Origin of the sequence: Antribacter gilvus (genome assembly GCF_003946865.1) — a bacterium.
Classification (GTDB): Bacteria; Actinomycetota; Actinomycetes; order Actinomycetales; family Cellulomonadaceae; genus Antribacter; species Antribacter gilvus.
In genome coordinates this window covers 223,686-236,279 of record NZ_QXTH01000006.1, presented here as the reverse complement: position 1 = coordinate 236,279, position 12,594 = coordinate 223,686, and the positions used below count along the sequence as shown (strand labels likewise).

At 73.8% G+C, this 12,594-nt stretch carries 9 protein-coding genes; 2 read left to right on the top strand and 7 right to left on the bottom strand.

The genetic code is table 11. The annotated features are described in order from the left end of the window. The first annotated feature begins 223 nt into the window (after window positions 1–223). Entirely contained in the window at window positions 224–2,761 is a 2,538-nt protein-coding gene (locus D1350_RS12420) for a restriction system modified-DNA reader domain-containing protein (protein ID WP_125776302.1), read from the top strand. 25 nt (window positions 2,762–2,786) lie between these two features. Here D1350_RS12420 and D1350_RS12415 read toward each other — a convergent pair whose 3' ends face one another. The 3 genes from D1350_RS12415 to D1350_RS12405 all read right to left on the bottom strand — a co-directional run bounded on the left by D1350_RS12415 (window position 2,787) and on the right by D1350_RS12405 (window position 6,936). Continuing rightward, on the bottom strand, window positions 2,787–4,910 hold the full coding sequence (locus D1350_RS12415) for a discoidin domain-containing protein (RefSeq protein ID WP_125776301.1): 2,124 nt from the start codon (window positions 4,908–4,910) through the stop codon (window positions 2,787–2,789). Window positions 4,911–5,098: 188 nt separating this feature from the next. Next, window positions 5,099–5,920, bottom strand: a complete 822-nt coding sequence (locus tag D1350_RS12410; protein ID WP_125776300.1) for an ABC transporter permease — start codon at window positions 5,918–5,920, stop codon at window positions 5,099–5,101. Beyond that, window positions 5,917–6,936, bottom strand: a complete 1,020-nt coding sequence (locus tag D1350_RS12405; protein ID WP_125776299.1) for an ATP-binding cassette domain-containing protein — start codon at window positions 6,934–6,936, stop codon at window positions 5,917–5,919. Before D1350_RS12405 ends, D1350_RS12410 begins: the two co-directional genes overlap by 4 nt. Before the next feature lie 89 nt (window positions 6,937–7,025). Here D1350_RS12405 and D1350_RS12400 point away from each other — a divergent pair, with 89 nt between their 5' ends. After that, complete coding sequence (locus D1350_RS12400; protein WP_125776298.1) at window positions 7,026–8,015, top strand: helix-turn-helix transcriptional regulator; 990 nt, start codon at window positions 7,026–7,028, stop codon at window positions 8,013–8,015. 9 nt (window positions 8,016–8,024) lie between these two features. Here D1350_RS12400 and D1350_RS12395 read toward each other — a convergent pair whose 3' ends face one another. The 4 genes from D1350_RS12395 to D1350_RS12380 form a co-directional block, all read right to left on the bottom strand. Continuing rightward, window positions 8,025–8,984 (bottom strand): zinc-binding dehydrogenase, encoded by a 960-nt coding sequence (locus D1350_RS12395; RefSeq protein ID WP_125776297.1) that lies wholly within the window; start codon window positions 8,982–8,984, stop codon window positions 8,025–8,027. A gap of 102 nt (window positions 8,985–9,086) precedes the next feature. After that, on the bottom strand, window positions 9,087–9,524 hold the full coding sequence (locus D1350_RS12390; RefSeq protein ID WP_125776296.1) for a VOC family protein: 438 nt from the start codon (window positions 9,522–9,524) through the stop codon (window positions 9,087–9,089). A gap of 136 nt (window positions 9,525–9,660) precedes the next feature. Beyond that, window positions 9,661–10,875 (bottom strand): homoserine O-acetyltransferase MetX, encoded by a 1,215-nt coding sequence (metX, locus tag D1350_RS12385; RefSeq protein WP_125776295.1) that lies wholly within the window; start codon window positions 10,873–10,875, stop codon window positions 9,661–9,663. Next, entirely contained in the window at window positions 10,872–12,224 is a 1,353-nt protein-coding gene (locus tag D1350_RS12380) for a bifunctional o-acetylhomoserine/o-acetylserine sulfhydrylase (protein ID WP_125776294.1), read from the bottom strand. The genes metX and D1350_RS12380 overlap by 4 nt, the downstream gene beginning before the upstream one ends. Window positions 12,225–12,594 lie beyond the last annotated feature (370 nt).

Genomic DNA, 12,594 nt, shown 5'->3' with positions numbered 1-12,594 from the left:
CTGCGTGGAGGCGCTGCTGCTGTCGGACCGCGCCGACGGTGCGGCGGGTCGGGACGGCAGCGGCAGCACGGGTCATGGGGGCAGTATGGGCGCGTTCCGGCCGATTAACAAGGGTCACGATCTGGGTGGTCCCGGGCGTTTCGGGACGCGCAACTACCGCCTTGTAGGCTATGCCGGACCGTGGCCACGGGGGCTACAGGTCAGGATCCCGGGAGCTTGCTCTATGCCACTGTTCGAGGTCGACGCCACACGGCCCCTCCTCGTGCAGTCCGCGCGCGGCGGCGCGGGCGGCGAGCCAGGTGTCCACACGACGGCCCACAGGGTGGTGGAGTCGCATATCGACGGCCTGCTCGGGGAGCAGGTGTTCCCGATCGCGCAGGGTACGAGCCCCGACGAGCCCCACCTCCTCGCTCTGGACGCGGCAGGCTCGCCCGTGGTCGTGGAGCTGGTCGCGGAGCTCGACAAGGAGAACCTCACCAAGGCGCTGGACCACGCGGGGGCGGCCGGACGGCTCACCCGTGGCGAGCTCGGGGAGCGGTACCACGGCGGCGCGCAGGCCTTCCCCCACGACGTGGCGGAGTTCTACGACAGCGTCCCGGTCACCCGGTCGCAGCACAGCAAGGGCAGCGGCGCGCGCCTCATCATCATCTGCCAGGAAGCGCCCCAGGAGATCCTCAACGCGGTCGACTTCCTGCGCCAGCCGTCGATGCCCGTCGAGGTGCTGAAGATGGGCGTGGTCCACTCGGCCGACGGCCGTCGCTTCCTCGACGTGTCCCCGCTCGTCATCCACCTCCCGCCGGGTCTTCCCATGCCCAAGGGCAAGCAGGCGGCGACCGTGCCGCCCCGCCCCGCCGGCACGGCCGCGAAGCAGAGCGGCCACGCGCAGGAGGCCTTCGCCGAGGGCGTCAAGGTGGGCTACGCCCTGACGGGCAAGATGCCGGTGATCGCGCAGGCCCCGCAGCAGCGCGGTACGACGACGGAGCGCGCGCCCGCGGATCGCCGCACCTCGGGCGCCGAGACCGTAGTACCCGCGCCCGAAGCCGCGCCCACCGTCGCCAGCCTGCGCGCCGGGCTGCGGCGCGCGGCCGGGGACGCGGACGCTGCGCTCCAGGCACAGGCCCCTCCGGCGGCCCAGGTCCCCGCCGCTGCCGCGGAGCGCCCCGCCCTCCCGGCCGAGAGCTCACGAACCGGCTCGACCCGGTCGTCCCGCGGCGGCATGACCCGGGGCGCAGCGGCTCGCGCGGCGCTCGCGGCAGGCGAGGCGGCGGACGCCGACGCCGCGAACGGTCATGGCGGCAGGTCGGTGGCCGGCATGCGTGCCAGCCTCGAGGCGAGCGGGGCCGGCGGAGCGGCGGTCGCGGCGACAGCCGCCGCCGCGGCGGCACCCGCCGTGCCCGACGCCCAGCTCGCGGAGGCGTCGTCGTCCGGCGCGCCGGGAACGCGGGCCGGCCGACGGGCCCGTGCGGCGCAGGAGGCGGACCGCACGGCCGCCGAGCCGGCCGCTCAGAGCCCCGCCCCGGAGCGGCAGGCCCTCGCCTCCGAGCGCGGCCTCGACAGGGAGACCGGCGCCGCCCGACCGGCGCTCTCGACGCGGCGGTCGGAGGTGAGCGCGGCGATCCCGACGATCCCGAGCCCCCCGCCTGCCGCCGCGTCCCGGACGCCGTCGACCCCTCGGGCCCAGGAGCCGGCGCCCGCGCCGGAGCCCGCACCCGCGCCCCGCCGCCGGTCGCGCTCCGACCGGTTCTCGGGGTCGTCGGACAGCCCGTCCGACGCGTTCGCAGCGTCCGAGTCGTTCGCCCCGTCCGGTCCTCAGGACGCCGTGCCGCACGCCCCGGTGCCGCCGCCCCCGCCGGCGGCCACGGTGCCGCCGGCGCCGGAGCCTGCCCAGGGCCTCTGGCAGCCGCCCACGTTCGACGCGGCGCCCGAGTACGCGGCGCCCGACTACTATGCGACGCCGGAACCGCCCCGCTACGACGCGGAGCAGGACGCGCCGCCCGCCTACGTGACCTCTTTCGAGCCGCGGCCGAGCTTCGACGCGGGGCCCGCGTTCGACGCGGGTGGCGGTCTGGGCTCGATGCCCTCGTTCGGTGCGGAGCCGACCTCGCCGGACGCCCCGCCCGCGTACGACCAGCCGCCCGCCCCGCCCACCTACGAGACCGTGCCGGCGTACGACTCGTACGCGACCTCCCCGGCGGGCGACGGCTACGGGTACGACGCGCCCCCCACCCCGGCCCGCGGCTTCGCCGCCTACACCGACGAGCAGTACGGCGCCGGCTACGGCGACACCCCGGCGCAGGGTTACCCGGCGCCGTTCGAGCCGCCGTACCTCGCGACCCCCGCGGCCCCCGAGCCGGACGACCGCCCCTGGGAGCAGGGTGCCGGGTACCAGCCTGCTCCGTACGAGGCCCAGGCCTACCCGGCCGCGGGCTACGAGGAGCCCACGGTCCCCGTGCCGGCGGGCATCCGCACCAACACCCCGATGCTCTTCGAGGAGGAGGACGACCCGGACCTCGCGGCCCTCGCCCACAGCATCGGCGTCCCGACGCGGATCTTGTGGTCACGCCCCCGGCGCGGCCAGCACTACGAGGCTGTCCTGTACCCGGACGGCACCATCGAGCTGCCCGACGGCGGCCGGTTCCGCCACCCCGACACGGCCGCCACCGCGGTCTCCGGGTCGTACACGGCGGACGGCTGGAGCGTGTGGCGCCTCGGTGAGGAGGGCCCCACGTTGACGGAGGCCTTCCGCCTGCGCTTCTCCTGACGCTCGGCCTCCGTCAACGCGTGACCTACTGGTAGACGCGGACGTAGTCCACGATCATGCGCGACGGGAACGGCGTGGTCGCGTCCGGAGCACCGGGCCACGCCCCGCCCACGGCGAGGTTGAGGATCATGTAGTGGTCGTGGTCGAAGATCCACGGGCCGCGGGTGGACTCGACGGTGGCCTTGGACGCGTAGAACACCTCACGGCCGTCCAGGAAGTAGCGGATGCCGTTGCTGTCCCACTCGGCGGCCCAGACGTGATAGCCGTCGGACAGCTTGGCGCCGCCCGGCAGCCCGTAGCTCTGCCCGTAGCCGCCCGCACCGTTGTACGCCGGGGCGTGCAGCGTGGAGTAGGCGGTGGCGGTGTCCTGGCCGAGCACCTCGAGGATGTCGATCTCGCCGTTGTACGGCCACGGGCGACCGTCGAGGAAGTCCGAGCCCATCATCCAGAACGCCGGCCACAGGCCGCGGCCCTCCGGCACCTTGACGCGTGTCTCGAACCGGCCGTACTGCGTGTTGAACGTGCCCGAGGTGTTCATGCGGTGCGACGTGTACTGCCGACCCTCGTAGGCCTGGCGACGGGCCTCCAGGACGAAGTTGCCCTGGCCGTCGTGGAAGCCGTTGCCGCTCGGCGTGTAGTACTGCTCCTCCCCGTTCTGCGGCACGCCGGGGTCGATCGTCCACCTGGCGGTGTCGGCCGGGGCGTTGGCCGGGGCGTTGAACTCGTCGGCCCACACGAGGCGGAGGTTGCTGAAGTCCGGGTTCGCCGGCTCGGCCGGGGGAGTGACGGGTGCGCCGCCGGTGCCGAACACCTGGAGCTCCCACAGCGAGTAGCCGTACGGGCTGGAGCGGTCGGTCATGTGGACGCGGACATGCCGGCCGTCGGCGTCGAGCGGGATCGTCTGCTTGAAGCCGGTGCTGGTCGTGGTGCTGTAAACCGTCTGCCAGGACGTGCCGTTCGCCGACACGTCGATGCTGTACGAGGTGGCGTACGCCGGGTCCCACTGCAGCACGACGCTCGTCACGTGCGCCGTGGCGCCCAGGTCGACGGCGATCCAGCCCTCGTCGACCCAGCCCGTGTCGGGGCTGCTCGCCCAGCGGCTGGCGGGGTCGAGGTCGAGGGCCTCGCCCGGGAAGCACTCCCAGCAGGCGCTGCTGTTCTCGCTGCTGGAGGCGGTGCCGGGCTTGTTGTAGGAGAGGAGCCGCGAGGTGCCCGGCGGCGGGGTCGGCGACGGGCTGGGCGACGGCGTGCCACCGCCGGGCCCGAACACCTGGAACTCCCAGAGGGAGACGCCGTACCCGGTTGCCCGCTGGGTCGCGAGGAGGCGCACGTAGCGGCCGCTCCCGGACACGGCGAAGGACTCGTCGCCGCCGGTGCCGTTCGTCGTGGTGTGGATCGTGGTCCACGCGACCCCGTCGTTCGAGACCTCGACCCGGTAGCCGGAGGCGTAGGCACCCTCCCAGTCGAGGGCGACCCGGCCGAGGGCCTGCACCGAGCCGAGGTCGACCCTGAGCCACTGGTTGTCCGCGGCGGCGCTGGACCAGCGGGTGCCGGCGTCGCCGTCGACGGCGTTGGAGGCGACGCTCCAGGCGAACTCGGTGCTGGAGGCCGTGGCCGGCCGGCCCTGGCTCAGCGGTGACCCCGAGGCGGGCGGCGGGGTGGACGTGCCGCCGCTGCCCTCGAACACCTGGACCTCCCACAGGGAGACGCCGTACTGGGTGCCGCGCTGCGTCACGAACAGGCGCACGTAGCGGCCGCTGCCGGTGACGGTGAGCGACTCGTCTCCGCCGGTGCCGTTGGTCCGGGTGGCGACGGTGGTCCACGCGACCGCGTCGTTCGAGACCTCGATGCGGTAGCCGGAGGCGTAGGCGGCCTCCCAGTCGAGGGCGACCCGGCCGATCGGCTTGACGGACCCGAGGTCGACCTGGAGCCACTGGTTGTCTGCGGCGGCGCTGGACCAGCGGGTGCCGGCGTCGCCGTCGACGGCGTTGGACGCGGCGCTCCAGGCGAACTCGGTGCTGGAGGCGGTGGCCGGCCGGCCCTGCGAGATGTTGTCGCCCGGTGCGGCGGCCGCGGTGGTCTGTGCGGCCAGCCCCAGGGTGAGGAGGGTGACGACCGCTGCCGTAGCAGCGAGTAAGCGTCTGGGCATGCTGATGCTGCGCATGGACGTGCTCCTTCGAACGTCGGGTGTGGATGCGAGAGCGCTCTCTCGGATTCACCCTGTCGGACGGGACGGGCACGGTCAAGGGAGTGAAGGGCATTTACTTACAGACCTGTCAGTTCCGGCTCGCCGAGACGGTGCGTTGGACGGACGCACCGTCTCGGCAAGCCGGAGGGCTAGTCCGCCGAGCGGACCATCGCTCGGACTCCCACCAGGAGACCGACGGCCGCAGTCAGCACCGCCGCCACCCAGCCCCAGGCCACGGCCGAGGACGCCACGTCGCCGGCGAAGGCCGCACGGCCCGAGTCGACGACGTACCGGAGCGGGTTCACGGACGAGACGGCGCGCATCCACGCGGGACCGGTCTCGAGCGGCAGGAGCATGCCCGACAGCATCATGACCGGGAAGAGGACCGTCTGCTGCACCACCCAGAACATCCACTCCTGCTTGCGCACGGCGAGCGCGAGCGCGTAGGACAGCGAGCCCACGCCGACACCCAGCACCGCGAGCTGCGCCAGCGTCACCGCCGCGCCGAGGGGGTCGGGCCGCAGGCCGAACGGCAGCATGACGAGCAGCACCACCACCGACTGGGCCACGACCGGCACGATCTCCTTGAGGCCTCGTCCCACCAGGAGGGCCGGCCGCGAGAGCGGCGTGACGAGCATCCGCTCGTGCACACCCGACGACAGGTCGAGCTGGAGGTTCGAGCCCGTCACCGACGAGCCGAACAGGGTGGTCATCGCGAGCACGGCCGGGACGAACCAGAGCCAGACGTCGCCGCCGAGGACGCCGCCCGCGCTGCCGACGAGGAGCGGGCCGAACAGGCCGAGGAACACGAGGGGCTGCACCAGCCCGAAGACGAGCGAGAACGGCTCGCGCACCACCGGGCGCAGCTCCCGCACCATGACGATCCGGGTGTCACGGAGGAAGCTGCGGCGGGGAAGGGTCCGGACGGCCGGGGCCGACGGCGTTCCAGGTGTCAGGGTCGCGGTGCTCATGCGAGGACCTCCTTCGGGGTCGGGCGGACGGCGGCGGTGTCGGCGGGGCCGGAACCGTCGGCCGTCTCCCGGAGGCTCCGGCCGGTCAGTGCGAGGAACACGTCGTCGAGGGTGGGCCGGGTGACGTCGACCCGCATCACCTCCACGCCCGCGGCGTCGGCGGCGCGGAGCAGCCCGGGCGTCGCGCCGGGGCCGTCCGCCGTGCGGACCTCGACCACGTCGGCCGCGGTGCGGACCGAGCGGGTGCCCGGCGCGCGGTCGGCGATCGCGGCGAGCGTCGCGGCCCGGTCGGGGTCCACCCGGAAGGTCACCAGGTCGCCGGCGAGCTCCGCCTTCAGGGCGTCCGCCGTGTCGTCGGCGATGACCTCCCCGTGGTCCACCACGAGGACCCGCTCGGCGAACGTGTCCGCCTCGTCGAGGTAGTGGGTGGTGAGCACGATCGTCATCGGCTCGGGCGAAGCCGTGCGCATCCGCAGGATGTGCTCCCACAGGTTGGCGCGGTTGTGCGGGTCGAGCCCGGTCGACGGCTCGTCGAGGAACAGCAGCGAGGGCGAGTGCACCAGGCCGACGGCCACGTCGAGGCGTCGCCGCTGACCTCCGGACAGGCTCTCGACCTTCCGGTCGGCCTGCTCGGTCAGGTCGAGCGCGTCGAGGAGCTCGTCGGCCCGACGGCGTGCCGTGCGCCGGTCGAGGCCGTAGACCTCGCCCTGGGTGAGGAGCTCGTCGCGCACGCGCTGGGACGCGCCCGCGGCGTTGCCCTGGCCCACGTACCCGATGGCGGCGCGGACCCGGTCGGGGTGCGCGACGACGTCGTAGCCGGCCACCTCCGCCGTGCCGGACGTGGGCGGGATGAGCGTGGTGAGCATGCGCAGCGTCGTCGTCTTGCCGGCCCCGTTGGGACCCAGGACGGCGACGAGCTCGCCGGGCTCCACGTCGAGCGAGATGCCGCGGACGGCATGGACGGTTCGGGTGCGGCTCACCACAAAGTCCTTGGTGAGCTCTCGGGTGCGGATCACGATGCCTCCAGGTCGGTGTTCGGTACGTGCACCACTCTTGCGGCAGTAGCGGTCAGGTTCTGTCCTCTGTTGCATGCGATCCTCGATCCATGCGCGAGACCTCAGGACGCCTCCTCACCCTGCTGTCGCTGCTCCAGGCGCGCCGGGACTGGCCCGGGCCTGCCCTCGCGGACCGGCTCGGTGTCAGCCCGAGGACCGTGCGCCGCGACGTCGACCGGCTGCGCGAGCTCGGCTACCCGGTCAACGCCACCAAGGGGCCCGACGGCGGCTACCGCCTCGACGCGGGCACCGACCTCCCGCCCCTGCTGTTCGACGACGAGCAGGCGGTGGCGGTCGCGGTGGCCCTGCGCACCGGGGCGACGCCCGGCGTCGAGGAGGGCGCGCTCCGGGCCCTCGCCACCATCCGGCAGGTCATGCCCGCCCGGCTGCGGGCGCGGCTGGACGCGCTGGAGGTGACCAGGGTGCGCCGTCGGCCCGGGCCTGCCGAGCCGGCCGTGGACCCGGACCTGCTCCTCGCGCTCGGCTCCGCGTGCCAGGCCCGCGAGGTGGTCCGGTTCGACTACGAGGGCGGCACGATGGCGTCCTGGGGCGAGGGGGAGGCCGCGTTCCGGCCGCCGCGCCGGGTCGAGCCGCACCACCTGGTCACGTCGGAGGGGCGTTGGTACCTCGTCGCGTTCGACCTCGACCGCGACGACTGGCGTCTCTTCCGCGTGGACCGGCTCGCCCTCCGGTCGGGCAGCGGGCCGCGGTTCCGCCGGCGGGAGATCCCGGGCGGGGACGTGGCGCGGTTCGTGGGCGAGCGGCTCACGCGGCCCTCCTCGCCGGTGCGCGGGGAGGCGGTGCTCCACGCGGCGGCCGAGGTGATCGCGCCGTGGGTCGGCGCCCAGGGCGTGTGCGAGCCGCTGCCCGACGTCGACGGCGCCCCCCGCTGCAGGGTCGTGCTCGGGTCCTGGTCCTGGGGCGGGCTCGCCGGCCACCTCGGGGTGTTCGACGTGCCCTTCGAGGTGGTGGGACCGCCCGAGCTCGTCGAGGCCGCCCGCACCCTGGCGGACCGCTACCGGGCGGGCCTGCCGGGATAGCGTCCCGGCTCAGACGGTCACGACCACCTTGCCGAACTGGGTCCCCTCCACCAGACGCGACACGCCCTCGCCGGCGCGGGTCAGCGGCACCTCGGCGTCGATCACGGGGCGCAGCCCGGTCCGGGCGAGGAACGAGAGCAGCGCGGCGAGGTCGTCACGCGAGCCCATGGTCACGCCCTGAACCGTGAGCTCCTGGAAGAAGACGCGCGTGAGCTCGGCCGGGGGAGCGTCACCCGACGTCGCCCCGCACACCACGATCGTGCCCCCGGGCCGGACGGACCGGACGGAGTGCCCCCAGGTGGCCTGGCCCACGGACTCGACGACGACGTCGACCCGGGCGGGCACCCGAGCACCCGGCTCGAGCGCCACGGCCGCGCCCAGAGCCAGGGCGCGCTCCCGCTTGCCGGCGGAACGCGACGTGGCGAACACCTCGAGCCCGGCCGCCGCCCCGAGGGCGATCGCGGCCGAGGCGACGCCGCCGCCCGCACCCTGGACCAGCACCCGGTTGCCCGGCCGGAGGCCACCCGCCGTGAAGAGCATGCGGTACGCGGTCAGCCAGGCGGTCGGGAGACAGGCGGCCTCCTCGAACGACAGCTCCGCAGGCTTGGGGACGAGGTTCGCCGTCGGCACCGCCACCCGCTCGGCGAGGGTGCCGGGGTACTTCTCGGAGAGCAGCGTCCGGGACTCCCGTGGCCCGACGCCGTGGCCGTCCGCGCCGATCACTCCGTGCACCACCACCTCGGTGCCGTCCGCTGCCACGCCCGCGGCGTCCGTGCCCAGGATCATCGGCAGCTGCTCCGCGCGCAGGCCGACGCCGCGCAGCGACCACAGGTCGTGGTGGTTCAGGCTCGCTGCCCGGACCTCGATGGTGGACCAGTGCTCTCGCGCCTCGGGCTCGGGGCGTTCCCCGACCTCCAGGCCGTCGAGCGGAGCGTCGGGCGAGAACCGGGTGGCATAGGCGGCGAGCACGGTCCCAACCTACCCATGCCGGCGCCGCCGGGGGCGTGCGCGGCGAGCTGCTCCGGCGGGAAGCGCTGTTGACCCACTGAGCGCCTCCCGCCGCTGCAACCGTCAGGCAGGCTGCTCCGTGCTGCCGACGTCGAACATCCACGAGATGCCGAACTTGTCGGTGAGCTGGCCGTAGTAGTCGCCCCAGGGCGCGAGGTCGAACGGCAGGGTCGCGGTGTCGCCGTCGGACAGCTTGTCGTACGCCGCCTGGATGTACTCGTGGTCGTCCGGGCCGCCGGTCAGCGCCACGGTGACGCCGCTCGAGGGCGCGACGTACTCCATGAACGACGGGGTGTCCGACGCCATGAGCGTGAGGCCGCTCGGCGTGTCGAGCTGCCCGTGCATCACCAGGCGCGCCTCGTCCGGGTTGGTGTCCATGCCCTCCATGGGCATGTCGCCGAACGCGTTGATGTCCAGCTCGCCACCCAGCACGGACTGGTAGAACTCGAGCGCCTCGCGGGCGTTGTCCTTGAAGCTGAGGTAGGGGTTGAGCTTCGCCATGCTGATCTCCAGGGTCGAGCCGGGCGTGCCCCGGCGGGGTCCGGCCGGACGGACGCCCGGCGTGCGGGGCGGCGCCGTCGTCCGTCCCGGGACCACGCTAGGACCGGCCACCGACACGCGCGCGGCAGCCGGGTGCTCAGCCCTCCGCGAGGAACTCCGCCACGATCGGGCCGAGCTGGTCGAACTCGATGAGGAACCCGTCGTGCCCGAAGTCGCTCGTCACGATCCGCAGGGGCTCGGCCCGGGGGATCCAGGACGCCAGCCGGGCGGACTGCGTGGGCGGGAACAGCCGGTCGCTGTCCACCGCGACCACGAGGGCCCGGGCCGTCACCTGCGTGAGCGCCGTCTCGACGCCGCCGCGGTCCCGGCCGAGGTCGTGCGACAGCATCGACTCCGTGAGCACCAGGTAGGAGTTCGCGTCGAACCGCCGGGCGAGCTTGTCGCCGTGGTGGTCCAGGTACGACTGCACCGCGAACCGGCCCCGCGCGAACGGGTCCTCGCCGCCCTGCGGCAGCCGGCCGAACCGCTGGTCCAGCTCGAACGCCGACCGGTACGTCGTGTGCGCGATCTGCCGGGCGATGCCGAGCCCGAGGTGCGGCCCGGAGCCGTCGGGCGCGTCGTAGTACTGGCCGTCGCGGAAACCCGGGTCCATCCGGATGGCCGCGAGCTGCGGGTGCGCCCAGGCGATCTGGTCGCCGCCGATCTGAGCGGTGGTGGCGATCGCCGCGAGGTTCCGCACCTCGATCCCGGACTCCGGCCCCTGCAGCGCCCACTCGAGCGCACGCAGTCCGCCCATCGAGGCACCGGCCACGAGCTCCCAGGACGTGATCCCGAGCTCGCGCGCCAGCGCGACCTCCACCGCGACCTGGTCCCGCGTGGTGACGAACGGGAACCGCCCGCCCCAGGGGAGACCGTCCGGCGCGGGCGTCGACGGCCCGGTGGTGCCCTGGCAGCCGCCCAGAACGTTCGGCACGACGACGAAGTACCGGTCGGTGTCGATGGGCCGGCCAGGTCCCACCATGGCGTCCCACCACCCGGCCGTGGCGTGCCCCTCCTCGGCGGGGCCCGAGACGTGGGAGTCGCCCGTCAGGGCGTGCAGCACCAGCACGGCGTTGGAACCGTCCGGGGCGAGCTCGCCCCACGTCTCGTACGCGACCCGGACGGCCGGCAGCCGTCCGCCGGCCTCCAGGTCGAAGGCGCCCAGGTCGACGAAGAGCCGGCGCCCCACCGGGTCGCTCTCGCGCCACGCCCCGGACGCGGGCACGAGAGGCCTGGCGGGCGCGAGCGGCCTGGCGGGCACGGTGGGCGCCGGCGTCGTACAGCCCAGGTGTGTGGAGGCGGTCGCCGTCACGCCTGGTCCTCGTCGCCCAGGAGGTCCTTGGCGGCGGTGAAGCCCACCTCCAGGTCGGCCAGGATGTCGTCCACGTGCTCGAGCCCCACCGCGAGGCGCACGAGCCCGGGAGTGACGCCCGACAGCGCCTGCTCCTCGGGGGTGAGCTGCGAGTGCGTGGTCGACGCGGGGTGGATCACGAGCGACCGGACGTCGCCGATGTTCGCCACGTGGGAGTGCAGCTGCAGCGCGGAGACGAAGGCCTGGCCCGCCGCGGCGCCGTCGGCGTCGGCCACGTCCAGCTCGAAGGCGAGGACGGCGCCCGCGCCGAGCGGTGCGTACTTCTGGGCGTTGGCGTGCCAGGGCGAGCTCGGCAGCCCGGCGTAGTGGACCACGCGGACGTCGTCGCGTGCCTCCAGCCAGGCGGCCACCTTCTCCGCGTTGGCGACGTGCCGCTCGATGCGGAGCGACAGCGTCTCGATGCCCTGGGACAGGAGGAACGCGTTGAAGGGGGAGATCGCGGGGCCCAGGTCGCGCAGGAGCTGGACGCGTGCCTTGAGGACGAACGCGAGGTTGGCGCCCAGCGGGGAGCCGACGCCGAGGTCCCGCGCGTAGACGATGCCGTGGTACGACGGGTCGGGCGTGTTGTAGTTCGGGAACCGTTCCGGGTCGGCCGCGAAGTCGAAGGACCCGCCGTCGACGATGACGCCGCCGATGGCCGTGCCGTGCCCGCCGAGGTACTTGGTCGCCGAGTGCACCACGATGTCCGCGCCGTGCTCCAGGGGGCGGATCAGGTAGGGCGTGGCCACCGTGTTGTCCACGATGAGCGGTACCCCGGTCTCGCGGGCCACCGTGGCGACGCCCTCGATGTCGAGCACGTCCGAGCGCGGGTTCGGGATGGTCTCGCCGAAGAACAGCTTGGTGTTTGGGCGGACGGCGGCGCGCCACGCGTCGAGGTCGTGCGGGTCCTGGACGAAGGTGGTCTGGATCCCCAGCTTCGGCAGCGTGTAGTGGAGCAGGTTGTACGTTCCGCCGTAGAGGCTCGCGGAGGCGACGACGTGGTCACCCGCCTCGGCGATGTTGAGGATCGCAAGCGTCTCGGCTGCCTGGCCGGAGGCGACGAGCAGGGCGCCGACGCCGCCCTCGAGGCTGGCGACGCGGTCCTCGACCACCTGCTGGGTCGGGTTGCCGATGCGCGTGTAGATGGGGCCCAGGTCCTGCAGGGCGAAGCGCGCGGCGGCGGTACCGGCGTCGGGGAAGACGAACGACGTGGTCTGGTAGATCGGCAGCGCGCGGGCGCCGGTGGTGGGGTCGGCGGTCTGGCCGGCGTGGATCTGGCGGGTCTCGAACGACCACTGGGGCTGCGTCATGGCTCTTGCTCTCCTGGCGTGAGGTCTTCGGTAGGGACGAGACGTGCCGCGGCACGAGCCCGGGAGGGGGCCTGCGCTCAGGGAGACGAGCCGCGGCGGCTGGGGAGCGCGCACGCGGTGCGCGGCCGGACGGGTCCGGCACGCGGGCAGGCGAACGTGCGCTGAGGTCAGCAACACATTCGACGAGTCATGGGCTTGACGGTAGACGGGCGCGTCGATCGCCGAAAGAGGCGTCTTAAATCCTGAGATTCGAAAATGAGACGGCGTGTCGCTTGCCAATGGCGCCCTTGTCGGACTCTTCCGGTCGCGGAAGTCGGGTGCCCGGGTGAACCTGGGGCGAGGAGCGAGGCGAGGAACGTCCGGGCGTCGT